Annotated in this window: 26 protein-coding genes and 2 tRNA genes; 11 read left to right on the top strand and 17 right to left on the bottom strand. The window is 68.4% G+C overall.

Translation table 11 applies throughout. From position 1 onward, the window contains the following. Positions 1–11: 11 nt before the first annotated feature. Positions 12–692: a DUF8185 domain-containing protein gene (locus tag ACFM35_RS05260; protein WP_378839273.1), complete on the bottom strand. Its 681-nt coding sequence runs from the start codon at positions 690–692 to the stop codon at positions 12–14. Positions 693–788: 96 nt separating this feature from the next. On the opposite strand from ACFM35_RS05260, the gene ACFM35_RS05255 reads away from it, so the two are divergent. Next, complete coding sequence (locus tag ACFM35_RS05255) at positions 789–1,634, top strand: acyl-CoA thioesterase (protein ID WP_378839491.1); 846 nt, start codon at positions 789–791, stop codon at positions 1,632–1,634. Positions 1,635–1,652: 18 nt separating this feature from the next. On the opposite strand, the gene ACFM35_RS05250 is transcribed toward ACFM35_RS05255, so the two are convergent. From ACFM35_RS05250 to ACFM35_RS05235, 4 genes are all read right to left on the bottom strand, one after another. Further along, positions 1,653–2,153, bottom strand: coding sequence for an acyl-CoA thioesterase (locus ACFM35_RS05250; RefSeq protein ID WP_378839271.1), 501 nt, complete (start codon positions 2,151–2,153; stop codon positions 1,653–1,655). After that, positions 2,146–3,828: an energy-dependent translational throttle protein EttA gene (gene ettA / locus ACFM35_RS05245; RefSeq protein WP_378839270.1), complete on the bottom strand. Its 1,683-nt coding sequence runs from the start codon at positions 3,826–3,828 to the stop codon at positions 2,146–2,148. The genes ACFM35_RS05250 and ettA overlap by 8 nt, the downstream gene beginning before the upstream one ends. A gap of 112 nt (positions 3,829–3,940) precedes the next feature. Next, the gene (locus tag ACFM35_RS05240; RefSeq protein ID WP_378839267.1) at positions 3,941–4,489 is read right to left on the bottom strand and encodes a DUF6993 domain-containing protein; all 549 of its coding nucleotides are present in this window, start codon (positions 4,487–4,489) and stop codon (positions 3,941–3,943) included. Positions 4,490–4,558: 69 nt separating this feature from the next. Then, positions 4,559–5,107: a single-stranded DNA-binding protein gene (locus ACFM35_RS05235; protein ID WP_378839265.1), complete on the bottom strand. Its 549-nt coding sequence runs from the start codon at positions 5,105–5,107 to the stop codon at positions 4,559–4,561. 237 nt (positions 5,108–5,344) lie between these two features. On the opposite strand from ACFM35_RS05235, the gene ACFM35_RS05230 reads away from it, so the two are divergent. Then, positions 5,345–5,617: a hypothetical protein gene (locus tag ACFM35_RS05230; RefSeq protein ID WP_378839262.1), complete on the top strand. Its 273-nt coding sequence runs from the start codon at positions 5,345–5,347 to the stop codon at positions 5,615–5,617. 10 nt (positions 5,618–5,627) lie between these two features. On the opposite strand, the gene yczR is transcribed toward ACFM35_RS05230, so the two are convergent. Beyond that, on the bottom strand, positions 5,628–7,052 hold the full coding sequence (gene yczR / locus ACFM35_RS05225) for a MocR-like transcription factor YczR (RefSeq protein ID WP_378839260.1): 1,425 nt from the start codon (positions 7,050–7,052) through the stop codon (positions 5,628–5,630). Positions 7,053–7,113: 61 nt separating this feature from the next. Here yczR and yczE point away from each other — a divergent pair, with 61 nt between their 5' ends. Then, the gene (gene yczE, locus ACFM35_RS05220; RefSeq protein ID WP_378839258.1) at positions 7,114–7,737 is read left to right on the top strand and encodes a membrane protein YczE; all 624 of its coding nucleotides are present in this window, start codon (positions 7,114–7,116) and stop codon (positions 7,735–7,737) included. Positions 7,738–7,821: 84 nt separating this feature from the next. Here the strand turns inward: yczE and ACFM35_RS05215 are convergent, their stop codons facing one another. Next, positions 7,822–8,034 (bottom strand): methyltransferase, encoded by a 213-nt coding sequence (locus ACFM35_RS05215; protein ID WP_378839255.1) that lies wholly within the window; start codon positions 8,032–8,034, stop codon positions 7,822–7,824. Between the two features lie 137 nt (positions 8,035–8,171). Continuing rightward, positions 8,172–8,244: transfer RNA gene (locus ACFM35_RS05210), tRNA-Arg, on the bottom strand. Between the two features lie 65 nt (positions 8,245–8,309). On the opposite strand from ACFM35_RS05210, the gene orn reads away from it, so the two are divergent. The 6 genes from orn to ACFM35_RS05180 all read left to right on the top strand — a co-directional run bounded on the left by orn (position 8,310) and on the right by ACFM35_RS05180 (position 11,028). After that, the gene (gene orn / locus ACFM35_RS05205) at positions 8,310–8,936 is read left to right on the top strand and encodes an oligoribonuclease (protein WP_378839252.1); all 627 of its coding nucleotides are present in this window, start codon (positions 8,310–8,312) and stop codon (positions 8,934–8,936) included. A gap of 38 nt (positions 8,937–8,974) precedes the next feature. Next, a tRNA-His gene (locus ACFM35_RS05200) sits at positions 8,975–9,047 on the top strand. A gap of 124 nt (positions 9,048–9,171) precedes the next feature. Then, positions 9,172–9,417 (top strand): helix-turn-helix domain-containing protein, encoded by a 246-nt coding sequence (locus ACFM35_RS05195; RefSeq protein WP_378839250.1) that lies wholly within the window; start codon positions 9,172–9,174, stop codon positions 9,415–9,417. A gap of 446 nt (positions 9,418–9,863) precedes the next feature. Next, complete coding sequence (locus ACFM35_RS05190) at positions 9,864–10,214, top strand: metallopeptidase family protein (RefSeq protein WP_378839247.1); 351 nt, start codon at positions 9,864–9,866, stop codon at positions 10,212–10,214. Next, positions 10,214–10,519: an ATP-dependent Clp protease adapter ClpS gene (clpS, locus tag ACFM35_RS05185; RefSeq protein ID WP_378839245.1), complete on the top strand. Its 306-nt coding sequence runs from the start codon at positions 10,214–10,216 to the stop codon at positions 10,517–10,519. The genes ACFM35_RS05190 and clpS overlap by 1 nt, the downstream gene beginning before the upstream one ends. Next, positions 10,489–11,028, top strand: a complete 540-nt coding sequence (locus ACFM35_RS05180; RefSeq protein WP_378839242.1) for a DUF2017 family protein — start codon at positions 10,489–10,491, stop codon at positions 11,026–11,028. Before clpS ends, ACFM35_RS05180 begins: the two co-directional genes overlap by 31 nt. 10 nt (positions 11,029–11,038) lie before the next feature. Here the strand turns inward: ACFM35_RS05180 and ACFM35_RS05175 are convergent, their stop codons facing one another. The 6 genes from ACFM35_RS05175 to gatC are packed head-to-tail and all read right to left on the bottom strand — an operon-like array spanning position 11,039 to position 16,605. Next, positions 11,039–11,632: a nucleoside/nucleotide kinase family protein gene (locus tag ACFM35_RS05175; protein ID WP_378839240.1), complete on the bottom strand. Its 594-nt coding sequence runs from the start codon at positions 11,630–11,632 to the stop codon at positions 11,039–11,041. Then, positions 11,607–11,927, bottom strand: coding sequence for a hypothetical protein (locus ACFM35_RS05170; protein ID WP_378839237.1), 321 nt, complete (start codon positions 11,925–11,927; stop codon positions 11,607–11,609). Before ACFM35_RS05170 ends, ACFM35_RS05175 begins: the two co-directional genes overlap by 26 nt. Before the next feature lie 58 nt (positions 11,928–11,985). Then, complete coding sequence (dinB, locus tag ACFM35_RS05165; protein WP_378839234.1) at positions 11,986–13,245, bottom strand: DNA polymerase IV; 1,260 nt, start codon at positions 13,243–13,245, stop codon at positions 11,986–11,988. 51 nt (positions 13,246–13,296) lie between these two features. After that, a complete protein-coding gene (gatB, locus tag ACFM35_RS05160) occupies positions 13,297–14,799 on the bottom strand; it encodes an Asp-tRNA(Asn)/Glu-tRNA(Gln) amidotransferase subunit GatB (protein ID WP_378839232.1) in 1,503 nt (500 codons plus the stop codon). A 1-nt stretch (position 14,800) separates the two neighbouring features. After that, positions 14,801–16,309, bottom strand: coding sequence for an Asp-tRNA(Asn)/Glu-tRNA(Gln) amidotransferase subunit GatA (gatA, locus tag ACFM35_RS05155; protein WP_378839229.1), 1,509 nt, complete (start codon positions 16,307–16,309; stop codon positions 14,801–14,803). After that, positions 16,306–16,605 carry an Asp-tRNA(Asn)/Glu-tRNA(Gln) amidotransferase subunit GatC gene (gene gatC, locus ACFM35_RS05150; protein WP_378839226.1) on the bottom strand — a complete coding sequence of 100 codons (300 nt, stop codon included), beginning with the start codon at positions 16,603–16,605 and terminating at the stop codon, positions 16,306–16,308. The genes gatA and gatC overlap by 4 nt, the downstream gene beginning before the upstream one ends. A gap of 67 nt (positions 16,606–16,672) precedes the next feature. Here gatC and ACFM35_RS05145 point away from each other — a divergent pair, with 67 nt between their 5' ends. Next, on the top strand, positions 16,673–18,376 hold the full coding sequence (locus tag ACFM35_RS05145) for a long-chain-fatty-acid--CoA ligase (protein ID WP_378839224.1): 1,704 nt from the start codon (positions 16,673–16,675) through the stop codon (positions 18,374–18,376). A gap of 31 nt (positions 18,377–18,407) precedes the next feature. On the opposite strand, the gene ligA is transcribed toward ACFM35_RS05145, so the two are convergent. From ligA to ACFM35_RS05130, 3 genes are read right to left on the bottom strand one after another with little or no spacing between them, the layout of a single operon-like run. After that, complete coding sequence (gene ligA / locus ACFM35_RS05140) at positions 18,408–20,729, bottom strand: NAD-dependent DNA ligase LigA (protein ID WP_378839222.1); 2,322 nt, start codon at positions 20,727–20,729, stop codon at positions 18,408–18,410. A 50-nt stretch (positions 20,730–20,779) separates the two neighbouring features. Continuing rightward, a complete protein-coding gene (gene mnmA / locus ACFM35_RS05135; RefSeq protein WP_378839219.1) occupies positions 20,780–21,883 on the bottom strand; it encodes a tRNA 2-thiouridine(34) synthase MnmA in 1,104 nt (367 codons plus the stop codon). A 58-nt stretch (positions 21,884–21,941) separates the two neighbouring features. Next, complete coding sequence (locus tag ACFM35_RS05130; RefSeq protein WP_378839217.1) at positions 21,942–23,129, bottom strand: cysteine desulfurase family protein; 1,188 nt, start codon at positions 23,127–23,129, stop codon at positions 21,942–21,944. 53 nt (positions 23,130–23,182) lie between these two features. Between ACFM35_RS05130 and glgX the strand changes: the two genes are divergently transcribed. After that, positions 23,183–25,270, top strand: coding sequence for a glycogen debranching protein GlgX (gene glgX, locus ACFM35_RS05125; protein WP_378839214.1), 2,088 nt, complete (start codon positions 23,183–23,185; stop codon positions 25,268–25,270). The last annotated feature ends 33 nt before the right edge of the window (positions 25,271–25,303 follow it).

Raw genomic sequence — 25,303 nt, 5'->3', positions numbered from 1 at the left:
CCGTCACGGATTCAGCGCGCGGTCGGTGAACCCGTGGCGCGGACGGCCGTCAGCCCGCTCCGCACGGGCCCCCGCACAAGGACGTGACCTCTCGAGAGGGTGAGGCGGGTCCAGGGTCCGCTGGTGAGGACCCGGGCCGTCTCCTCCCCGGCGACGAATCCCATGGCGAAGGCGGCGAAGGCTGCTCCGCGCGGCAGATCGTCCATCTGGGCGTCGGGTGCTCCCCACACGCTCGCGCGGATCGCTCGAACAGCATCCTCTCCGGCGTTCTGCGGCATCCCCTCCGCGACGGCGGCTATCCCCCACTGCGCCCGCTCGGCGAGCGTCGACGCCGTGATTCCGGGGAGCTCCGTCCACCCGGAACGCGGGGGTGAGATCCCCGCCCACGCGGCGCTCAGAGCCGACTCCGGCAGGTCGATCGCCGCGGCGTCGTCAGCGGATGGCGAGAGAGCGGATGCCGTCACCACGATGTCGCATTCCAGCTCGGGGTCGACCGGCAGCGCCCGCAGAGCGAGCACGGTCGGGGTCGAATCGAGCAGACCTCGCGGTGCCAGAGGCGCCGCCGTCATGGCCAGAGTGCCGCCGGCCGCCTGCAGTCGCACCGCGTCCTCGGCGAGACGCGAGGCCCGCCCGGCGAATGTCATCGCGTCGGCGGCGGCGTGCGGGTCGAGGAAGAGGAGGCGCGCAGGCATCCGCCTAAACTACCAACCGAAGGTTCGGTCCCCACGACCGAGGAGAGGGATCGTGACACCGTGGCAGACGACGCACCCGCGGACACCGTGGCAGCGATGCTGGCGGTCCTGGACATCGCCGCAAGCGAGGCGCGCACGACCGAGGACATCTTCACGGGCCGGTCGCAGTCGATGCCGCTCGGTCGCGTGTTCGGGGGCCAGGTGCTCGCCCAGTCCCTGGTAGCGGCTTCGCGCACCCTCCCCCCGGAGCGTATTCCGCACTCGATGCACGGGTATTTCCTTCGTCCCGGCGACGCGAGCAGCGACATCACGTTCTCCGTCGATCGGCTGCGCGACGGTCGGTCGTTCTCCACACGTCGCACCCAGGCCTACCAGGAGGGCGTGCCGATCTTCTCCATGATCGCGTCCTTCCAGGACGAGGATCCCGGACTCGAACACCAGGCCGAAATGCCCGCCGACCTTCCTCGACCCGAGGACATTCCGGATCTCGAGGATCACATCCAGGGCCTCCACCCGATGTCGCGGAGGCTGTTCGCCGATCGACCCGTGGATCTGCGGCACGTCCCGTCGCCGATCTACCTCTCGGTCGAGGGTCGGCACGTCCCGCACCAGGCGGTGTGGATGCGCACCCGCTCGCCTCTTCCGGACGACCCTGCGGTGCATCGCGCGGTCCTCGCGTACGCGAGTGATCTGTCGATCCAGGAGTCGGTGCTGCGCGCGCACGGTGTGGCGTGGGCGACACCCGGGCTCAAGGTCGCGAGCCTGGATCATGCCATGTGGTGGCACCGCTTCGGTCGCCTCGACGAATGGACCCTGTACGTCCAGGAGTCGCCGAGCGCGCGCGGCGGCCGAGGGCTTGCCACCGGGCGGATCTTCTCCCGCGGTGGAGAACTGCTCGCGACGGTCGCTCAGGAGATCATGGTGCGGGTGCCGCAGTCCTGACGATCACGCGTCCGCGATTCAGCGACGGTGCGCGTAGAGAATCGGCTCGCCCGTGAAGGGCGCCCACGCCGAGCGCTCTTCGGCGGAAAGGCGCAACGGACGCCCGGTGGCCGCATCCGCCTTCACCACCACGGTCGTCGCACGAGCGTAGACGATCTGCCTGCCCTCCTCCGCCGTCTCCTGTGGACTGCAGACCTCGTAACAGACCTCGATACTCGATCCGCCGAGCTTGCCGAACCACATCTGCACGTCCAGGGGATGGCGCTGGTACGGCACCGGGGCGAGGTACTCGATCTCCTGGCGGGCGATCAGAGTCAGGACGCCGCTGTGGAGGCCCGAGTCGAGCACGGCGGTCGGTGGCGCCGTCTCGCCGACGTCGGGCTTCCAGAACGCCCGCACACGGGCCTCCTCGAGCAGCTTGAGCATGGCTGTGTTGTTGACGTGGTTGAACGCATCCAGATCGCCCCAGCGCAACGGGATGGGGATGTGGAGACGCACCCCGGTGGTGACGTCAGTCACGCGTCAGCTTGCGATACGTGGAACGCGAAGGGTTCGCGGCGTCGGGACCGAGGCGCTCGATCTTGTTCTCCTCGTAGGCCTCGAAGTTGCCCTCGAACCAGTACCACTGCGCAGGGTTCTCCGCCGTGCCCTCGTAGGCGAGGATGTGCGTGGCGATACGGTCGAGGAACCACCGGTCGTGCGTGATCACCACGGCGCAGCCGGGGAACTCCAGCAGCGCGTTCTCGAGGCTGCCGAGCGTTTCGACGTCCAGGTCGTTCGTCGGCTCGTCGAGGAGGAGCAGGTTGCCGCCCTGCTTGAGGGTGAGCGCGAGGTTCAGACGGTTCCGCTCGCCGCCCGACAGCACTCCGGCCTTCTTCTGCTGGTCGGGGCCCTTGAATCCGAACTGGGAGACGTATGCGCGCGAGGGGATCTCGACCTTGCCGACCTGGATCCAATCCAGCCCTTCGGAGACGACCTCCCACAGGTTCTTGTTGGGGTCGATGCCGCCGCGGGACTGGTCGACGTAGGAGATGTCGACCGTCTCGCCGATCTTCACCTCACCGCTGTCGGCAGGCTCGAGCCCGACGATCGTCTTGAACAGGGTGGTCTTCCCGACGCCGTTCGGGCCGATGATGCCCACGATGCCGTTGCGGGGAAGAGTGAAGGACAGACCGTCGATCAGGATGCGGTCTCCGAAGCCCTTGCTGAGCTTCTTGGTCTCGAGCACCACCTGTCCGAGGCGCGGTCCCGGCGGAATGACGATCTCATCGAAGTCGAGCTTGCGCGTGCGGTCAGCCTCGGCGGCCATCTCCTCGTACCGGGCCAGGCGCGACTTGGACTTCGTCTGGCGGCCCTTCGCATTGCTGCGCACCCACTCGAGCTCGGACGCCAGGCGCTTGGCGAGCTTGGCATCCTTCTTCCCCTGCACCTGCAGGCGCTCCTGCTTCTTCTCCAGGTACGTCGAGTAGTTGCCCTCGTAGGGGTACAGCCGTCCACGATCCACCTCGCAGATCCATTCCGCGACGTGATCGAGGAAGTACCTGTCGTGGGTGACGGCGAGCACGGCGCCGGGGTACTTCGCCAGGTGCTGCTCGAGCCACTGGACGCTTTCGGCGTCGAGGTGGTTCGTGGGCTCGTCGAGCAGCAGGAGGTCGGGTTTCTGGAGGAGCAGCTTGCAGAGGGCGACGCGCCGCTTCTCACCCCCGGAGAGGTTGGCGACGATGGCATCGGAGGGCGGCGTGCGCAGTGCGTCCATGGCCTGCTCGAGCTGCGAGTCCAGGTCCCACGCGTCGGCGGTGTCGATGTCCTCCTGGAGTGTGCCCATCTCGGCCAGCAGCTTGTCGAAGTCCGCGTCGGGATCTGCCATGAGGGCCGAGATCTCGTTGAATCGGGTGATCTTTCCCATGATCGGACCGACTCCCTGCTGAACGTTCTCGAGAACCGTCAGCTCTTCGTCGAGTTCGGGCTCCTGCATCAGGATGCCGACGGTGTAGCCGGGAGTGAGCTTCGCCTCGCCGTTGCTGGGCTGGTCGAGTCCGGCCATGATCTTGAGGATCGTCGACTTCCCGGCACCGTTGGGTCCCACGACGCCGATCTTGGCGCCGGGGAGGAACGACATCGTCACGTCGTCGAGGATGACCTTCTCGCCGACCGCCTTGCGGGCGCGGACCATTTGGTAGATGTATTCAGCCATTGATGCTCTCCTCGGCGTTACGACGTCAAAGAGCGAGTCTACGGGCGGTCGGAGAGGCTCGCCCGCGACGTGGAGAGCGACCGGGCACGCCCCGCCCGCGAAACCGAAGCCGTCACCAATCGATCGGGCGGGTTTCGCCGATGAGGCAGCCGCCTTCAGCGAGGGCGGGAAGGACGACGGACACCGCGGTGCCGGTCGCGGGCCCCACCTGCCCCACGAGGCACTCCGTGCCCCACAGGACGGAGAACTGGATGCTCTCCGCCGGATTGCCCACCGTCGACGAGTCGCTCGTGACCTGCATCGCGCTCTTATCGAAGCCCGCACCGACCAGTGCGTCGATATACGCCCTGCCCGATACCTGGTCGGGACCAGCCCACACCGCGTTCACCGTGGCGGTGAAGACCGGGAGATTGTCGGCGGCCGACCCTCCGGGCACAAGCGCAGGAGCTGCCGGCGTGGCGGGCTCCGCGGCGGTGGACGCGCTGGCGGACGGCGCAGCGTCGGGCGGGGTGACCGTCGGGGACGGCGTGCTGTCGGCGCTGCAGCCGGTCACGGCGAGGAGCAGCGCGATCGCCACGATGGCGACCCCGAACCTGACATGGCGCGAGCGATCGGGCACGACGATGCTCAGCGGGCTGCGGGGCTCGGGGAGGCGGGGCACGTGCCGAGTCTAGGTCGGCGCATCGCCGCCTCCCCGAGTGATCGCCGAGAGCCGCGGACGCGAACGCACTCAGAAGGGGGCGCCGGCGCCGATGCTCTCCTCGCTGCGCTCTGACGCGGAGTCGGATTCGAACGGCACGGACCAGCTGCCGTCAGCCGCCGACGTCGGCGCGTCGCCGGGTGCCCGGGTCGACCAGCCTGTCGAGTCGGTCTGATCGTCCCTCCCCTGAGAGTCGGATGCATCGCCGTGGTCGGATCTGCTTTCGCCGTCCCTCTGGAACACGGTGGTTCCCCAGAGCAGGTCGTGCCCGATGGCGTCGACCTCGATCTCGGCGGTCGTGCCCTTCTTCGCGCCGGTGTCCCACTCGCGGATCTTCAACCGGCCCGTGAGGACGACCCGGTTGCCCTTCCTCAAGGACCGGTGGGCGTGGTCTGCGAGACCTCGGAAGGCTGAGACCGAGTACCAATTGGTGCTGCCCTCCACCCAGCTGGACGTGGACTTGTCGAAGCGCCGCTGACTGCTCGCGACGCGGAACGTGACGATGGGGATGCCCGCGGGCGTGTGCTTCAGCTCCGGGTCGGTGGCGATGTTGCCGGTGACCGTGATGGTGTCGCTCATGACTGTTCCTTTCTGCGTGCCGGAGGACATCCCCGGGCTGCGGCGGTGCCCGAGTGCCCGTCGGACACCGCCGCACCTCCACGATGGACCCGGGCGTGCGCACACCACTTTTCCCCGGGGTGAACGGGGGAAATACACGTCCGCTTCGCCACTGGGGAGGAGTCGGCGGCGCCCTCCCCGACCACGCAGATCTCGATGTCGGTGGTCGTCATTATGTTCGAGTCGAGGAGGAAAGACATGACCACTCTCACGACTCGGCCGGATCAGGTGACGTCGACGGCTATGGCCATCTCGCCGACGGTGCCCGCACGTCTCGTGCAGACGGGAGAAGACCTGTGGCGCGTCGTCGACGTCGGCGGGCTCGTGCTCGGACACGTTCTCGTCATCGATGATGGCGCCGGCATCCGCTACCGGGCCCGGCGGTTCCACGCGGTGAGTCGCACGTTCCGCGACCTGGGTGACTTCTGGTCATGCGCAGATGCCGTCGACTGCGTGCGGACGTCCCGCTGACGCCATCCCCTCAGACGACCGACTCCGTGTGCTCCACCCGGAGGGCGGGTGCACCCGAGCGGACATGCGCCCACGATTCGGCGAGGATGTCCGTCGCCCGCACCAGCTGCTCGGCCGAGGCCGTGAAGGGAATGCGCAGCCGACGGTCGTGGCCTCCGTCCACCGAGAATCGCGGGCCCCCGGACAGGAACAGCCCCCGGGAGCGGCATTCCATCACCAGGGCTGAGCTGAGCGGGGCGTCCAGACCGACCCACAGCGACACTCCACCGTACGGGTGCGGAACGTGCCACTCCGGGATTCTCTCTTCCAGCGCGGTGATCAGCGCATCTCGACCGCGACGCAGGATGGAGGACCTCTGCGCCGCGATCTCGGGCATGCGTGGCAGAAGCAGGGTGGCGACGGCCTGCTCGAACTCCGGCGTGCCGAGCTCGTGCGCCGACCGGACTGCGGTCAGCCGGCGAATGAGATCCGCATCACTGCGTATCCACCCGATCCGGAGCCCGCCCCACACCGTCTTCCCCAGGGATCCGACGCGGACGACGATGGACGGATCGGCGGACACCAGCGCCGGCGGGTCGTCGGGGCGATCGATGTCGAGGTCCGCGGTGGTCTCATCCACGATCAGGACGGTTCCGAACCGTTCGGCGCCCGCCACGAAGGAGAGGCGCTCGGTCGAGGTCATCGACCTCCCCGTCGGATTCTGGAAGTCCGGCATCAGATAGGCGGCGACGGGAAGGGTCCGGGTGAACGCCTGCTCTGCGCGGTCGAGATCCCATCCGTCGTCGACACTCACCGGCACGCCGACCAGACGGCCTCCCTCGCGGCGCAGCGCGTCGGCAGCGTGCGGGTAGGTGGGCGTTTCGATCAGGACGCGATCGCCCCGGCCGAGCAGCACGACCGCGAGAAGATGGATGGCGCTCTGCGCCCCGGTCGTGACGAGCACCTCTCCCCCGGTCGTCGGGATACCGCGGCGCGTGTAGCCCTCGGCGATCGCCTCGCGGAGGTCGCGTCGCCCGATGACGTCGTAGCCGACGCGCGACACGAGCGCCCCGGCGGACCCGGCGATCTCGGCGAAGACGCCGGCAAGACCCGGCCACGCGGGCGGACTCGCCTGCTGCAGATCGATCGTGCCCTCACCCGGAGCAGAACCGGCGAGCTCCTCGCGCCGCAGCGGCAGGGTGACGCTCCCCGAGCCGCGGACGCTCTCGATGTGGGCGCTGTCCCGCAGGCTGCGATACGCCGCGGCCACCGTGGTGCGGCTGATCGTCAGGGCGCTCGCGAGCTCGCGTTCCGCCGGCAGCGCGGTTCGCGGAGCGAGTCGATTGTCGAGGCACAACAGACGGATACCGTCTGCCAGGGCCTCGTAGGCGGGTTCGCGCGTGCGCCATCCGCCCAGGCTCGACGCAAGCGACCGGGCGGAGACGCGGGAGTCCATGGGGCCACGATAACGGAATTGGCATGGATGTCACGATCCAATTGTGAGATTGGATTGATTCATGACTCGCCGAATCACACAGCTGCTCGTCGGTCTCGTCCTCTACGGCACGGGATGCGCCCTGACCGTCGAGGCAGGACTGGGGGTCGATCCCTGGACGGTCTTCGCCGAAGGGATCTCCGTGCGCACGGGCATCGGGGTGGGCTGGGTCACCAATATCGTGGGATTGATCGTGCTGCTGCTGTGGATCCCGCTTCGACAGCGACCGGGAGTGGGGACACTCGCCAACATCCTGGTGGTGGGCACCACCATGCAGGTGGCGCTCGGCGTGGTGCCCCCGATGTCGGGCATCGTGGTCCAGATCGCGCTTCTCCTCGGCGGGATCCTGTTGGTGGCCGTCGCGTCGGGCCTCTACATCGGCGCGCATTTCGGGCCGGGGCCGCGGGACGGCCTCATGACCGGCATGCACTCGCGGTTCGGCTGGCCCATCTGGACATGCCGACTCGTGGTCGAGGCATCCGTCCTCACCGTCGGTTGGCTCCTCGGTGGCACGGTGGGCATCGGGACGGTGTTGTTCGCGGTCCTCATCGGACCCCTCGTGCACCTTGCACTGCCGCTTCTCGACGCGCCGCCGCAGCCGAAGACCCGCGACCGTGTGCTTCCTGCGACGACGCCCGTCGTCTAGTCACGGCACCCTGGGGACGACTGGCTGAGGCCGAACGGAGCGATGCGTGAAGGGTGCGAGTCACCCGTCCCGACGACGCGCGTCTCAGTGCTCGCGGAACATCGGCCAATCGGCGGGGTGCGGCTGACGCGCGTTCACCGCGCTCTTCGCGATCTCCATGGTCGGGTACGTGCCCGCCGGGGCGTCGGCGCCCGCCATCGTGACCGTGTAGCCGTCTGCACCCTTGCGAATCGAGCCGACGACCCCGGATGCCCCGTAGGCGACCCAGAGCGCGTGACGCGTCTCGGTTGTGGTCATTGTGGAACTCCTTCCGATGACTGTGACGGTACGCCTCGGATGTCACGCTGGCTAGAGCATCCCCGGCGTGTGCGGACACCGCCGCGACGGCCGCGGAGGCGTCACTCGGCACGCCGGATGATCGGTCGGATCTGCGGTGCCCCCGGCTGGACTCGAACCAGCAACCGTCGGATTAGAAGGCCGATGCTCTATCCATTGAGCTACGAAGGCGTGCCCGACCAGGCTATCGCGTGGCCTCGAATCCGGGTGTCGGCGCCGTCGATAGGATGGATCGCATGGTGGGGTCAACGACAACAGACCGGCTCGTGTGGATCGACTGCGAGATGACAGGACTCGACCTCGATGTCGACGAGATCGTCGAGATCGCCGTCATCGTCACGGACTTCGAGTTGCGCATCCTCGACCCGGGATTCCACATCGTCGTCAAGCCCGACGATTCGGCCCTCGATCACATGAACGAGTTCGTGACGAACATGCATCGTTCGTCGGGGCTGCTGGGGGAGATTCCCGGTGGCGTCAGCGCTGCGGAGGCGGAGTTCCGGGCGCTGGAGTACATTCAACGTTTCGTGCCGGTCGAGGGCAAGGCGCCTTTGGCGGGCAACACGATCGGCACGGATCGCATGTTCCTCGCCAAGTACATGCCCCGACTCGACCGCTTCCTGCATTACCGCAACGTGGACGTGTCGAGCGTCAAAGAGCTCGCCCGGCGCTGGTATCCCCGTGCATACATCCACGCGCCGGGCAAGGACGGCGGCCATCGTGCGTTGGCCGACATCCGGGAATCCATTCGGGAACTCGCCTACTACCGCGAGGCGGTGTTCGTGCCTCAGCCCGGCCCCGACAGCGAGACCGCCAAAGGATTCGCAGCCTCCGCGGTGTCGTCGTTCGTCTTCGAGGTGTAATACAATCGTGTGGTTGCCTGCGCGAGCGGGCCGCGATGGTGGGTATAGCTCAGTTGGTAGAGCGCGGCCTTGTGGTGGCCGATGTCGCGGGTTCGAGCCCCGTTACTCACCCTGGAACACCCGGTGCGAACGGGAGCCCGAGCACTAGGTAGTCGGTACACATCGGGCTACTCGATTGCGTCTCTCTGCGCAAGGCCATGGCCCTGACGTCCGGTGTCGCAGTTACGCTCTCCGAATGACCGATGACAGTGCCTTGACACTCAACATGGCTGTCGCCTATCAGCTGGAGCTGCGACGGATCCAGATCGGCATGACTCACCCGGAGATCGCCGAGGCTGCGCATCTGAGCACCCCCGCCGTCGAGCGGTACCTCGGCGGGACCCAGGACATCCCCCTGCCGGCGTTCTCAGCGATTGCTTCCGCTCTCGGCGTGAGCCCGCTCGACATCTTCGCTCGTGCGCAGAGAGGGATGCATGGCTAGCACCTTCTCCACGGGGACGTCGAGGACCACCGAAATGACGTACGCCTGCCTCACCGTCATCCGAGCGAACCACCTGCGAGCCCACCACACTTCGAGATTCCATAACATCGTCGTCATCGGAACATCCCCCTTGTTCGTCGGCTCTCGAGCCGATGACTCCAACGTACGCCCGCTGCGTGGGATTGCCATCCGCAGTGTGTCCCCTTTTCGGGGGACACGCACTACCGAGGCACTACTGAATCTCGTCGCGGACTACCTGTCTTCGTGCGCCGTCGACGTTCTCGACGATGCCCGCCGCGTGCCGCTCCGCACGGGCTCCGGCAGCCTGTTCATGTCGTAATCTAGGGGGTCCGTCATCACGACGTGGAATGCGGGGCCACGATCCGGATCAGGCCATCCCCCGCGAGAGAACATGAGCGAGTGAGCTCATGAGAGTGAGCAGGACAATGATCGAGATGGATGCTGCGACGTTCGAGTCCCTCGTCGTCTCGGAGCTCGACCGACTCCCCGACGACATGATCGACGGTCTCGACAATGTGGTGTTCGTGGTGGAGGATCGGCCGGAGGACGGCAGCCTCGATCTCTTCGGTCTCTACGACGGATGGGCGATCACGGAGCGGGAGCGTTACGGAACGGGCGAGCTGCCCGATCGCATCATCGTCTACCGGGAGGCTCATCTCGCCGCCTGCGAGGACGTCGCGGAACTCCAGGACGAGCTCCGCACGACCCTCGTGCATGAGATCGCCCACTTCTACGGCATCGACGACGAGCGTCTGCATGAGCTGGGGTGGTCCTGATGGGCACCGTAACCGCGCCCGGCATCGACACCGACGTCGATGTGGACCTGTCGGGACTTCCCGCATCGTCGGGGCCCTGGCAGGCTGTCGTCTGGAACGATCCCGTCAATCTGATGAGCTATGTCGTCTACGTCTTCCGAAGCTACTTCGGGTGCTCGCCCGACGAGGCGACCCGGCTGATGCTGGCCGTGCATCATGACGGCCACGCCATCGTCGCCGAGGGCGCCCGCGAGCAGATGGAACTGCACGTGCAGGCGATGCACGACTACGGGCTGTGGGCCACCGTCAGGGAGTCGTCCCCGTGAGCGAGGAGCGGCTGGTGGTGCTCGAGATCACACGTATCGAGGCGACGCACCTGGCGGGTCTCGTCGTCCAGTTCCTCGATCTGCTGGACGACTCCGCGGGAACCTCTGAGAGCGGGGATCCTGCGATCGCCCGTCTCGTCCCGGACGCGTATCGCGGTGACGCCGTGTCGGCGAGGGAGTTCCGCGAGGTCACCGAGACCGATCTGCTGGGGCGACGAACCACGGACAGCCGGGTCGTCCTGGAGACCCTGGGGCCCGATGCGCAGCTCGACGACGACAGCGGTCTCGGCCTCGACGATCCACGACTGGAGCAGATCCTCACCCTCGCCCTGGACGCCGAACAGGTCAGGGCGTGGATGCGCACCCTCGCCGCGATCCGATTGGTCATCGCGACGCGATTGGGGATCGTGACGGACGACGATCACGACGAGGATGATTCGCGGTTCGGCATCTACGACTGGCTCGGCTTCCGGTTGGACGGACTCGTGCGTGCCGCGACGGTCGACTGATCGGTCTGCGTCAGGGGAAGTCGAAGGTCAGCGTCGCCTGACCCTGCGGATCGTCTCGCGACACGTGCCGCTCCTCCTGCTCGGCCCAGCGCGTCCAGTGCGGCCGGAATCCGTCCCCGTCCCGGTCGAGTGCACGACGCTTCCGCGCATCCGCCGGCGCGTTCACCCACACCCGCACGTCGCTGAGACGCGCGGTGACCGGGGTGAGGATGCCCGACCCCTCGAGGATCAGCGGCAGGGCGGGGTCGACGGCGCTCGCCTCGGCGTACGTCGACGAGTCCCAATCCCACCGTTGCCACACGCCGATCATTCCGCGCGCGTGCGGCACGAGGATCTGTGTTCGTGCGGCCTCCACGCCGTCGGCCAGTCCATCCCACCCCGGGTACAGCGAATCCAACGCCACCGCCTGCACACGACCGCGCAACGGCCACTGTGCAACCAGTTCGCGCGCGAAGGTCGTCTTGCCCGCACCGGAGCGGCCGTCGATCAGGACGACCGGATTGGTGGCCCCCACCGCACGCACGGCTTCGACGGTGCGGGCGACCGCTGCCGCCCGGGCGGCAGCCAGGGGATCTCTGCTACTTCTTGAGGGCGCGGATGACACGGCTCAGTGCGCGGCCCGTGACCCAGATGAGGGGGATCGCCACGGCGGCGAAAGAGACGACGTTGGGTTCGAATCGCACATCATCACCGCGTCGGATGTATGCACCGAGGGGAAGCGCATAACCGCCGCCGCCGCCGCCGCCGTTGCCGACCTCGTCGGAACCGCCTCCGAAGCCCGTCCACGCGAGGGCCACAGGGACGATGCGGACGCCGTCGAGGTCTTTCACGTCGCCGTAGGCGCTGTGCACCCCGAGGGTGGCGGATTGCTGACCGAGTTCGAGTGCGATGTTTGGCATACCCCCACGCTAGCTGCGGATCGCGGTCGCGCACAGGGCTTGACGTCTCGGGATCGCTCTACAGGTCAGCACCCGGTAGTGGGTTGGTGGGCAGGGCGTTGATCGCGGGACCGCGACCGAGGAAGGCGGCGCGCGTCACGGCATCACGACCGAACCGCGCGGCCGCATCGTCGAGGGCACCCTCGACGCGACGCCATTCTTCATCATCGTCCCAGAGTGCCAGGGCGCTGCCGCCGGCAGCGTGCAGCTTCTCGGCGCGGACGCCGACCAGTCTCACCGCATCGCGGGTGTGAAGTGCGTCGAAGAGCTCGTGGGCGGCATCCCCGATGCGTTGGCCGACGGCGGTCGGCGACTCGAGCGTCTGCGCACGAGTGACGGTGGTGAAGTCCGAGAACCGCACTTTGATCGAGATGGTCGCCGCCTCCCAGCCGTTCTTGCGAAGGCGCACACCGACTCTGTCGGACAAGTGGCGCAGCTCGGCCCGCAGCCGGCGTGCATCGGTGATGTCCTCGTGAAAGGTCTCTTCGTGCCCGATGCTCTTCTCCATCCTCTCGGGGGTGACGGCGCGGGGGTCGAGACCGCGGGCCAGCTGCCACACGCGCTCCCCCATCGCGGGCCCGAGCGTGCGGGAGAGCACGGCCTGCGGGGTACCGCGGATGTCGGCGATCGTGCGGATGCCTCGGGCCTCGAGCGACTCCGCCGCTTTCGGACCCACGCCCCACATGGCGCGGACGGGTCTCGGATCGAGGAAGGCCTGCGTCTGGTCGCCCGAGACGATCAGCATGCCGTCCGGCTTGCTGATCGTCGAGGCCATCTTCGCGACGTGCTTCGTCGCGGCCACGCCGACGCTGCACGTGAGCCCGGTGTCGGCGAGGACCCGTTCGCGCACCGTGCGGCCGATCCGGCCGGGGGTGCCCCACAGGCGGCCCGCCCCTCGGACATCCAGGAAAGCCTCGTCTATCGAGAGCGGCTCGACCAGCGGTGTGAAGGAGTGGAAGATCTCCATGACCTGAGCAGAGAGGGCCGAGTATCGGTCGAAATGCGGCATCACCACCACCGCTGCGGGGCACAGCCGCAGTGCCTGCGAGACGGGCATCGCCGAACGCACCCCGAAGCGCCGTGCCTCGTAAGAGGCGCTCGAGACGACAGATCGACCCTGGGGTGCGCCGATGATGATCGGCTTCCCCTTCAGCGACGGATCGTCGAGCACTTCGACCGAAGCGTAGAACGCATCCATGTCGACATGCAGGATGCCGGTGCCGCTGTCGTCGGCATCGTCGGCCGAGACCATCCGTCCCGTGCCGTCACCGCGCCCCATGGACCCATTCTCGCGTGCCCCTCGGACATCGGGCACCGGATCGAGCTCGGATCAGGATGAGGCCGCGCGCTCCAGGACGAGCTCGCGGACCCGGGCGGCATCCGCCTGTCCCCGCATCGCCTTCATGACCGCCCCGATGACCGCTCCGGCCGCCTGGACCTTTCCCTCTCGGATCTTCGCCAGGACATCGGGCTGCGCAGCGAGCGCGTCGTCGATCGCAGCGATCAGCGGTCCGTCGTCCGACACCACCGCAAGTCCGCGGGTGTCGACCACCTCCTGCGGAGTCCCCTCCCCGGCGATGACCCCCTCGAGCACTTGGCGCGCAAGTTTGTCGTTGAGCGTCCCCGCGTCCACGAGCGCCTGCACCGCGGCGACATCTGCCGGGGAGACCAGGTCGGAGGCCTCGCGTCCCTGCGCGTTCGCGAGGCGGGCGATCTCGCCCGTCCACCATTTGCGCGCCGCGGTCGGAGTGGCGCCGGCGGCGATCGTGGCCTCCACCTCCGCGAGGATGCCGCCGTTCGCCACGTCCTGGAACTCGAGGTCGCTGAAGCCCCACGCGTCCTTGAGCCGCCTACGCCGCGCGGCAGGAGGCTCAGGAAGCGCCGCGCGCAGTTCTTCGATCAGCTCCGGCGACGGAACGACGGGCAGCAGGTCGGGCTCGGGGAAGTACCGATAGTCGTCGGCGTCCGACTTCGGTCGACCGGGAGAGGTCGTGCCGGTGTCCTCATGCCAGTGACGGGTCTCCTGGGTGATGGTCCCACCACCCGCCAGCACGGCGGCTTGACGCTGGATCTCGTATTGGACCGCCCGCTCGACCGACCGCATCGAGTTGACGTTCTTGGTCTCGGTGCGCGTGCCCAGCTTCTCCTGACCGCGCGGCCGCAGCGACACGTTCGCGTCGCACCGCAGATTGCCGCGCTCCATCTTCGCGTCCGAGATGCCGAGCGAGAGAACGATGTCGCGGATCGTCTGCACGTAGGCCTTCGCGATCTCGGGGGCGCGATGTTCGGCGCCGTAGATCGGCTTCGTGACGATCTCGACGAGGGGTACACCGGCGCGGTTGTAGTCCACGAGGGAGTACTCCGCTCCCTGGATGCGCCCGGCCGCGCCTCCCATGTGCGTCAGCTTTCCCGCGTCCTCCTCCATGTGAGCGCGTTCGATCGGCACGGTCACGACGGATCCGTCGGCCAGTTCGACGTCGACCGATCCCTCGAAGGCGATCGGCTCGTCGAATTGCGAGATCTGGTAGTTCTTGCCCAAATCGGGATAGAAGTAGTTCTTGCGCGCGAACCGGCTCGACGGCGCGATGGAACACCCCAACGCGAGTCCGAGCGAGATCGAGTAACGGACGGCCTCGCCGTTCACGACCGGCAGCGATCCCGGGAGGCCGAGGTCGACCGGCGCGAGGTCCGTGTTCGGCTCGCGCCCGAACGAGTTGGGCGCCGCCGAGAACATCTTGGTCTTGGTGTTCAGCTCGACGTGCACCTCGAAACCGAGGACGGGTTCGTACAGGTCGAGGGCCTCGTCGAAACTGAGCAAACGGTCCTTCGCCATATCAGGCCTTCCCTCCCAGGAGCGGTGCGCGATCCAGCAGCGGACCGCCCCACTGGTCTTCGAGCAGTGCTTCCAGCGCCGCGCCGACGCGGTAAAGACGCGCGTCCTCTCGGACGGGGGCGAGGAACTGGATGCCGACCGGCAGTCCGTCCTCGGCGGCCAGACCGCTCGGGATCGAGATGCCCGGCACCCCTGCGAGGTTCGCCGGGATGGTCGTGATGTCGTTGAGGTACATCGTGAGCGGATCCTCCATCTGCTCACCCAAACGGAACGCGGTCGTCGGCGCCGTCGGCGTGGCGATGACGTCCACCTGCGCGAACGCGGCGTCGAAGTCCTGCTGGATGAGCGTGCGCACCTTCTGAGCGCTGCCGTAATAGGCGTCGTAATACCCGGCGCTCAGGGCGTAGGTGCCCAGGATGATTCGTCGCTTGACCTCGTCGCCGAAGCCGGCGTCACGCGTGGCGGCCATGACATCCTCGACGGTGCCGGCGACCTGCGTACGAAGACCGAAACGGACGGAGTCGAACTTCGCGAGGTTGCTCGACGCCTCGGCCGGGAGGATCAGGTAGTACGCCGCCACTCCGTACTCGAAGTGCGGGGCGCTGATCTCGACGATCTCGGCTCCGTGGGCCTCGAGCAGTGCGAGGGACTCGCGGAACGACGCCGAAACGCCCCGCTGGAAACCGCTGTCGGGGAGCTCGCGGATGACGCCGACGCGCAGCCCGGCGAGCACGTCCCCGCGCGCACCGTCCCGGGCGGCCTCGGCGAACGAGGGCCACATGTCGGTGAGGGAGGTCGAGTCCTGGGGGTCGTGACCGCCGATCACGTCGTGCAGCAGGCCTGCGTCGAGGACGGAACGGGCGACGGGGCCGACTTGATCGAGGCTCGACGCCAGCGCGATCGCACCGTAGCGGCTCACTCCGCCGTACGTGGGCTTGAGCCCCACCGTGCCGGTGAGCTGTGCGGGCTGACGGATGGACCCGCCGGTGTCGCTGCCCAGCGCGAGCGGGGCCTGGAAGGCGGCGACGGCTGCGGCCGACCCACCGCCGGAGCCGCCCGGGACGCGGTCCAGATCCCAGGGGTTGTGCGTCGGACCGTAGGCGGAGTGCTCGGTGGAAGACCCCATCGCGAATTCGTCCATGTTGGTCTTGCCCAGCGGCACGAGCCCTGCGGCGCGCGCCCGCGCCACGACGGTGGCATCGAACGGAGACAGGTAACCCTCGAGGATCTTCGAACCGCTCGTGGACGGCATGTCGGTCGTGACCAGCACATCCTTGATCGCCAGCGGGACACCGGCGAGCGGACCGAGAGCCTCGCCCGAGCTGCGTCGACGGTCGACCGCCGCCGCCGCGTCGACGGCGGCGGCGTTGACGTGGAGGAAAGCGTGCACGTCGCCGTCCACGGCGTCGATACGGTCGAGGTGCGCCCGGGTCGCCTCCACGCTCGAGATCTCGCCCGCGGCGAGCTTTCCGGCGAGGTCGGCGGCGGAGAGTCGGATGATGTCGCTCACTGCTCCTCCCCCAGGATCGCCGTCACGCGAAAACGGCCGTTCGCAGCATCCGGCGCATTCTGCAGCGCCTGCGCCTGCGTCAGGGTCTCGCCCACCACGTCGTCGCGGAACACGTTCTGCAACGGCACCGGGTGACTGGTGGCGGCGATGTCGTCGGTGGCCACGCGCGACACCTTCGCGATGTTGTCGACGATGACGTCGAGTTGGCCGGTGAGACGCCCGACCTCCTCATCGCTCAGGTCTATCCGGGCGAGGACACCGAGATGGCGCACGAGTTCGGGAGTGATTTCAGACACCCCCCCATTCTAGGCGGGCTGCGGGTGGCGCCCCGGGGGGGTCGTTCGCCGGGCATAGGCTGAAGCCGTGACGACGACGTACGATCCCCCTCGCCCCTGGATCCGCAGCTACGCCGACGGTGTCCCAGAGGATCTCGACCCTGTCAGCGGCTCGCTGGTCGACATCGTCGAGGCGTCGGCGCGGGACTATCCCGATGCGACGGCCCTCCAGTTCTTCGGGCGCGAGACGTCCTACCGAGAGCTGAAGCACGCGATCGACACGGCCGCGGCGGGACTCAAGGCGCTGGGGGTGACGGCGGGTGATCCGGTCGCCATCGTCCTGCCGAACTGCCCGCAGCACATCGTCGCCTTCTATGCGATCCTGCGTCTGGGGGCGATCGCGATCGAGCACAATCCGCTCTACACCCCCCGTGAGTTGCGCAAGCAGTTCGAAGACCACGGCGCCAACGTTGCGATCGTGTGGAGCAAGGTGGTCCCCTCGGTGCAGGATTTCCCCGCCGATGTCGCCGTCGCGACGCTCATCTCGGTCGACGTGACACGCGCCATGCCGTTCTCGACGCGCCTGGCATTGCGGCTGCCCGTCGCGAAGGCGCGCGCGTCTCGACAGGCTCTCCACGCCCCTGTCAGCGGCGCGATCGCCTGGGAACGCCTGGAGCGCGGCACTCCTCTGCCGCAGAGCCACCCCCGGCCCGCCACCTCGGATCTGGCGATCATCCAGTACACGAGCGGCACGACCGGAACGCCGAAAGGCGCTGCGCTCACCCATCGAAACCTGCTCTCGAATGCAGCGCAGTCGCGCGCGTGGGTGCCCTCGATCGTGCGCGGCAACGGCTGCGTCGTCTACGCCGTGCTGCCGATGTTCCACGCCTATGGGCTGACGCTCTGCCTGACCTTCGCCATGTCGATGGGCGCACGCCTCGTGCTGTTCCCGAAGTTCGATCCCGACATGGTGCTGGCCGTCACCAAGAAGCACCCGGCGACCTTCCTCCCCCTCGTGCCGCCGATCGCCGATCGTCTGCTCCGCGCCGCTCAAGAGCAGGGGGTGTCACTGCGCGGGACGGATGTCGCGATCTCGGGCGCGATGGCGTTGCCGCACGAGCTCGTGGTGCCCTTCGAGGCCGCAACCGGTGGCTACTTGGTCGAAGGGTACGGGTTGAGCGAATGCTCCCCCGTGCTGATGGCGAACCCGGTCGCGGACAACCGCGTGCCGGGCACGGTCGGACTGCCGCTGCCCGGCACCGAGTGCCGCGTCGTCGATCCCGACGATCCGACCCGGGATGTTCCCGCGGGCGAGCGCGGAGAGCTCATCGTGCGCGGACCGCAGGTCTTCTCCGGGTACTACGGCAAACCGGAAGAGACCCAGAAGGTGATGGTCGACGGCTGGTTCCGCACGGGCGACATCGTCACGATCGATGAGGCCGGATTCGTGCGCGTGGTCGATCGCATCAAAGAGCTCATCATCACCGGCGGATTCAACGTCGCGCCCACCGAGGTCGAGATCGCTCTGCGGCAGTACCCCGGTGTCAAGGACGCCGCCGTCGTGGGAGTGCCGAGCGATCACTCGGGCGAGGAGGTCGTCGCTGCCGTCGTGGTCGAGCCGGGGGCCGAGATCGACGTGGAGGCCATGCGCGAATTCGCACGGAGCATCTTGACGCCCTACAAGGTCCCGCGACGGATCTTCCTGGTGGACGAACTGCCGGTCTCACTCATCGGCAAGGTGTTGCGCCGACAGGTGCGCGAGTCGTTGTTGAGGCTCACGACGGGTTCGTAGGGCGGATGTCGCTGAGGCGGCACGTCGCCGTTCAGCCGGCGTCGGGGTCAAGGACGTCGAGGGCGGACGGTCCCTGCTCGACGAGGATCTTGAACTGGGCCGCATCGAGGATACGCACGCCGAGCTCCTCCGCCTTGCTGAGCTTCGAGCCGGCACCGGGACCCGCAGCGACGAAGTCGGTCTTCTTGGAGACGCTCGACGCCGCCTTCCCTCCGGCGGCGATGATCGCCTCCAGCGCTCCCTCCCGGCTGTAACCCTCGAGTGAGCCGGTGGCCACGACGGTCACCCCTTCGAGCACTCCACCGCTCGCCGCCGCCGCGCCCGGACCCGGATGGCCGGGCGTGGCGAGCTGCGCGCCCGCCGCGCGCCACCGATCCACGATCTCGCGATGCCAGTCCACGGCGAACCACTCGGCGAGCGAGTCGGCGATGATTCCGCCCACGCCTTCGACCGCCGCCAGTTCGTCTCGCGACGCTTCCTGCACGGCGGCCACTGAACCGAACCATTGCGCCAGGGCGCGCGCAGCGACGGGACCGACGTGACGCACGTTGAGAGAGACCAAGAATCGCCACAGATCCTTGGTCTTGGCCTTCTCCAGCTCTTCCAGGAGGCGCACGGCCTGCACCGAGGGTTGCGGGCCGACGAGGCCCCCCTTCTTCTCGACGGCGGAAGCGTTGCGCCGGAACGGCGCCCGCCGTACCGGCTCGCCCGTGTTCTCGTCGATTCGGGGTTCGCCGGTCTCGGCATCCCGCACCACCACCTCGATCGGGACGAGCTGTTCCATTGTGAGCTCGAACAACCCCGCCTCGGTCTCCAGCGGCGGAACGGCGGGGCTGGTCGGCTGTGTGAGGGCCGCGGCGGTGACCTCCCCCAGAGCCTCGATGTCGAGGCCGCCGCGCGAACCGATGTGTTCCACCCGTCCGCGCACCTGGGCGGGGCACGCGCGCGTGTTGGGACAGCGCATGTCGATGTCGCCCGCTTTGGCCGGTGCGAGCGTGGTCCCGCACTCCGGGCACACCGTCGGCATGACGAACTCCCGTTCCGTGCCATCGCGCAGTTCGACCACGGGCCCGAGTACTTCGGGGATGACGTCGCCTGCCTTCCGGAGCACCACGGTGTCGCCGATCAGCACGCCCTTGGCGCGGACGACGTCCTGGTTGTGCAGCGTCGCCTGCCGCACGACCGAACCGGCGACCCGGGCGGGTGCCATGACCGCGAACGGCGTGGCGCGACCGGTGCGACCGACTGAGACCACGATGTCGAGGAGCTTCGTATTGACCTGCTCGGGCGGGTACTTGTAGGCGATCGCCCATCGCGGTGCCCGGCTGGTGGCCCCCAGCTCGTCGTGCAGGGCGAGTTCATCGACTTTGACGACGATGCCGTCGATCTCGTGCTCGACGTCGTGTCGGTGCTCGCCGTAATGCTCGACGAACGCGAGGACGCCGTCGATCGAGTCCGAGGTGCGGGAATACGGACTCGTGGGAAGGCCCCAGTCGGCCAGCAGCGCGTAGACCTCGCTCTGCGAGGAGACCGGCGGGCGCTCCCACGCACCGATGCCGTGGACGAAGAGCCTCAATGAGTCGAGACGGGCCTGTCCGGCCTCGTGCTCGAGACCCTCCTTCTTCTCGAGCTGCTGACGCAGACCTCCGCTCGCCGCGTTACGCGGATTGGCGAAGGACGGGAACCGGCGCTCCGCACTGATGCGAGCCTTCTCCTCGTCGAACCTGCGCGATCGTGACCGTGTCTCGTCGACGGCCCGGTCGCGCATGTCCGCCTGCAGTGAGTTGAGCTGCGCGAAGGCGGCGACCGGGATGAAGACCTCGCCCCGCACTTCGACCATCGCGGGGTGGCCCGCGCCCGACAACCGCTGCGGGATGCCCGGAACGCGAACGGCGTTGACCGTGACATCTTCACCCACTCGCCCGTCGCCGCGTGTCGCGGCAGACGTGAGGACGCCGTTCTCGTAGCGCAGGCTGATGGCGAGGCCGTCGATCTTCAGCTCGGTCAGCCACCGCACGCGGCGACCGGCCGATTCCTCGGCCTTGACGCACCAGTCCCGGAGCTCGTCCGGGGAGAACACGTTGTCGAGGCTGAGCATGCGCTCGGCATGCTCCACCGGTGCGAACTGCGTGTTCTCGGCGGCACCGACCGTCTGGGTGGGTGAATCGTGTCCCTGGAGCTCGGGATGGAGGCGTTCGATCTCGTCGAGCCGGTGCATCCATCCGTCGTACGTCGCATCGTCGACGATCTCGGTGTCTCGCCCGTAGTACGCGTCGCGAGCGCCCAGGATGCGCTCCGTCAGTTCCACCGCTTCTTCGCGTGCCTGCTCGAGACCGGGTTGCGCTTGTGTCACCCGGTCATTCTAGAAGCGGGTCCCGACATGGCACCGTCGACGGTCGCGGTTCATACGCCCGCGGGGACCGCCGACACCGTGCGGTCGATCGTGAACTGCCCGAGCACCCGAGTGCCGCTGTAGAGCACCGCGGTCTGGCCCGGCGCGACGCCGTCCAGAGGCCGGTTGGGTGTCACGACGAGCGCATCCGACGCGGCATCCCACACGGCGGCCGCCGGCTCGGGGTCGGAGTGCGCCCGGATCTGCACGTGGCATCGGAATTCCCGGTCCTGCGGGGCGGCGCCCGCCCAGCTGTAGCGGTCGCCGGAGATCTGCGCGATGGCCAGCGCCGCCTTGGGGCCGACCACCACGGTGTTGGAGATGGGCCGCACCTCCAGGACGAACCTCGGTTTGCCGTCTGCCGCGGGGACGCCGAGCGACAGGCCGCGGCGCTGCCCGACGGTGAAGGCGTGCGCGCCTTCATGGGTTCCGACCACTGTTCCGTCGCGATCGACCACATCGCCCGTCGACGTGCCCACCTTGTCGGCCAGCCACCCGCGGGTGTCACCGTCGGGGATGAAGCAGATGTCATGGCTGTCGGGCTTCTGCGCCACCGTGAGCCCCCGCGCTTCGGCCTCCGCGCGGACCAGCGCCTTGGAGGGCGTCGAACCGAGCGGGAAGTAGGTGTGCGCCAGCTGCTCGGCGGTCAGCACGCCGAGGACGTAGGACTGGTCCTTCGCCGCATCCGACGCGCGATGCAGCTCCAGGCCGTCCGCTCCGTGCACCAGCGTCGCATAGTGCCCGGTGCACACGGCGTCGAAGCCCAGCTCGAGCGCACGCTCCAGAAGGGCGGCGAATTTGATCTTCTCGTTGCACCGCATGCACGGGTTCGGCGTACGGCCCGCACGGTACTCCGAGACGAAGTCCTCGATGACGTCTTCACGGAAGCGCTCGGAGAAGTCCCACACGTAGAACGGGATGCCGAGCAGGTCGGACGCACGGCGCGCGTCCATCGCGTCTTCGATCGTGCAGCAGCCGCGGCTGCCGGTGCGCAGGGTGCCCCCCGCGCGGGACAGCGCGAGATGCACTCCCACGACGTCGTGACCCGCGTCGACGGCGCGCGCAGCTGCCACCGCGGAGTCCACTCCCCCGCTCATGGCCGCCAGAACACGCATGCCACCAGTCTACGCGCGGCTCTCCGTGCGGCCTCGGCCCCGGGAGGGCCGGACACGATCAGCGTGCGGCGGCGCGTGCCGAGGCGCCGCTGGCGCGGGCGTGGGCGTCGGGAAGGGCGGCGAGGAACGCCTCGACGTCTGCTGCGGTGCTCGTGCGCCCCAGGGTCACGCGCAGGACGGAACGCGCGGCCGCCTCACCGCGCCCCATGGCCACGACGACGTGAGAGGGCTCGGGCACACCGGCCTGACACGCCGACCCGGTCGAGACCGCGACGCCGGCCCGATCCATCAGGAACAGCAGCGCATCGCCTGCCGCGTCCGGGAAGAGGACGTGAACACTGCCCGGCAGCCGGTCGACGGGGTCGCCCAGGAGCTCGGCGGCGGGGACGATCGAGCGGATGCCGCGCCACAACGATCGCCGCAGTCCACCGAGGCGCTCGGCTTCGGCCTCGCGCTCGGCCTCCGCGAGCTCAGCGGCGACGGCGAAAGCCGCCGCCCCCGCGACGTCCTGGGTTCCCGAGCGCAGGCCGCGCTGCTGCCCTCCGCCGTGCAGGAGCGCCGCCGGCGTGACCGAGCGCGCGACGACGAGCGCGCCGATGCCGACGGGGGCGCCGACTTTGTGCCCCGACACGCTGAGGGCGACGAGGCCCGTCGCGCTCGCGGCATCCGCCCGCCACCGGCGGAAGGAGAGCGGAGCATGACCGAGCACGGCGATCGCGTCGAGATGCAGGGGGACCCCGGCGATCGACGCGCCGTCGGCGAGCGCGCGCGCATCGTTGATGGTTCCCGCCTCGTTGTTGGCGGCCAATGCCGTCGCGAGCGCCACCCCCGGCGCGGCGCAGGCTCCGGCGAAGCGCGCAGGATCGATGCGGGCCTGCGCGTCGAGGGCGACCGGCCTCACCCGAGCATGCTCGTGGGCCCTGAGCCAGTCGACCGAGTCGAGCGTGGCGTGGTGCTCGCCGTCAGGCAGCACCACCGTGTCACGGTCTGCGGGTCGCGACCACCAGAGGCCCTTCAGGCCGAGGTTGACCGACTCCGTCCCGCCGGAGGTGAAGACGAGTTCGACCGGATCGCAGTCGAGCACGACGGCGAGACGCTCCCGGGATTCCTCCAAGAGGCGGCGGGCATCCTGTCCGCCGCCGTGGATCGACGAGGCGTTCCCGACCGTCTCGGTCGCTGCGAGCCAGGCGTCACGCGCCTCGGCACGCAGTGGGGTGGTTGCCGCATGGTCCAGATAGGCGCGCATGGGACGGGCCCTCCGTAACGAGATCGACTCCTGTGCTCACTACTCTAGAGCGCATGCCCAGCGCCCGACCCGCCACCGTCGCCGCCCCCGATCCCGGGTTGCTGAGTCCGCATCTCGACGGGCTCGGGGTGACGTTGCACGACGGCGAAGGAACGCTGCGCTTGTGGTCGGGTCACGCGACGAGTGTCGAGCTGGTGATCTTCGACGACACCGATCTCGACTGGATCACGGATTCCGCCCCGCTCGCCCCCGTCGGCGACGGTGTCTGGAGCGTGACCACGCCTCTCCTGCGCCCCGGTGCCCGCTACGCCGTGCGGGTCGAGGGCGACCACACGACCGGCAGCACCTTCAACCCGCGGACCCTCCTGATCGAGCCGTATGCGCGGGGTCTCGTCAGCGCGGGATACGAGGACTGGCGTTCCGTCGTCGTGAACGGTGCGTTCGACTGGGGCGGAGTGTCCAAGCCCGCGGTGGCCCTCGACCGGACGGTGATCTACGAAGGTCATGTCAAGGGGATGACCAAGCGCCACCCGCTGATCCCGCCCGCGCTGCACGGCACGTACGCGGGTCTCGCCCACCCGGCGATGGTCGATCACCTGCTGACCCTCGGCGTCACCTCGGTGCAGTTGCTCCCCGTGCACGCCTTCGCGTCCGAGCCGCGCCTGCTGCAGCTCGGTCTCACGAACTACTGGGGCTACAACACGCTGAACTTCTTCACCCCGCACGCCGGTTACGCCAGCGCCGCGAACCGCCGTGAAGGGCCCGAAGCGGTGTTGCGCGAGTTCAAGGGGATGGTCAAGCTGCTGCACGAAGCAGGGCTCGAGGTGATCCTCGACGTCGTCTACAACCACACCGCCGAAGAGGGTCTGGGCGGACCGCGCACGAGCTTCCGGGGTATCGACAATCGCAACTACTACCGGCAGCAGGAAGACGGCGCGTACATCGACGTCACCGGGTGCGGCAATTCGCTCAACACGTCGACGGATGCCGCAGCCCGCGTCGTGCTCGATTCGCTGCGCTATTGGGCGAACGAGGTGCAGATCGACGGGTTCCGCTTCGATCTCGCCGCCACTCTCGGTCGCGACGCCCAGCACACCTTCGATCCCGAGCACCCCCTGCTCACCGCCGTCATCGACGACCCGGCGCTGGCCGGCGTCAAGATGATCGCCGAGCCCTGGGACGTCGGGATGGGGGGCTGGCAGACCGGCAACTTCGGCGACGGCTGGCACGAATGGAACGACCGCTACCGCGATCGTGTCCGCAACTTCTGGTTGAGCGACGTGGACTACGCCCGTCGCGCCTCCACCTCACCCGTCGGCATCGGTGGCTTCGCCAATCGTCTGGCGGGCTCGGCCAACACCTTCAGCGCCGAGCGAGGACCGCTCGCCAGCATCAACTTCGTGACAGCCCACGACGGGTTCACCCTGCGCGACCTCGTCAGCTACGACGTCAAGCACAACATGGGCAACGGCGAGCACAACAGGGACGGCGCCGACACCAACCGCTCGTTCAACCACGGCGCCGAGGGCCCCACCGACGACCCCGCCATCCTCGCCACACGACGCAAGGCGATGCGCAATCTGATGGGCACGCTGCTGCTGTCGGCGGGCATCCCCATGATCACCGCCGGCGACGAGTTCGCCCGCACGCAGCGCGGGAACAACAACACCTACTGCCACGACTCCGCCCTGACCTGGCTGACCTGGGACCACGCGCCCTGGCAGGAGAATCTCCGTGCGCACGTCGCACAGCTGATCCGTGCGCGCCAGGCCAACCCCGCGCTGCGCCCCAGCCGGTTCGCCCACGAGGAGCTGCGGGTGCCCAACTCCTCGGTCATGGACTGGTACGACCGCAACGGGAACACGATGTCGGGCGAGAACTGGACCAGCCCCGAGCACCGCACACTGCAGTACGTCGCCACATCCACTCCGGAGCACGAGAAGCTCAACCGCATCCTGCTGATGGTGCACGGCAACGAGCACCCGACCTCCGTCGTCCTTCCCGTCATCGAGGGCGTGAGGCACTATGTCTCGCTCTGGTCGAGCGCCGAGGAGGCACCCCTGCAGGAGCGGGCCACGCTGTCTCCCGGTGATGTGGTCGAACTCGTCGGCACTTCCATGCATCTGTTTCGCGCGGAGTGACGGGTCGGCACGCGGCGGGCAGGTGCGCGGGGT

This window comes from Microbacterium songi (assembly GCF_042747925.1).
GTDB lineage: Bacteria > Actinomycetota > Actinomycetes > Actinomycetales > Microbacteriaceae > Microbacterium.
This window is presented reverse-complemented; position numbering and strand designations above follow the sequence as displayed.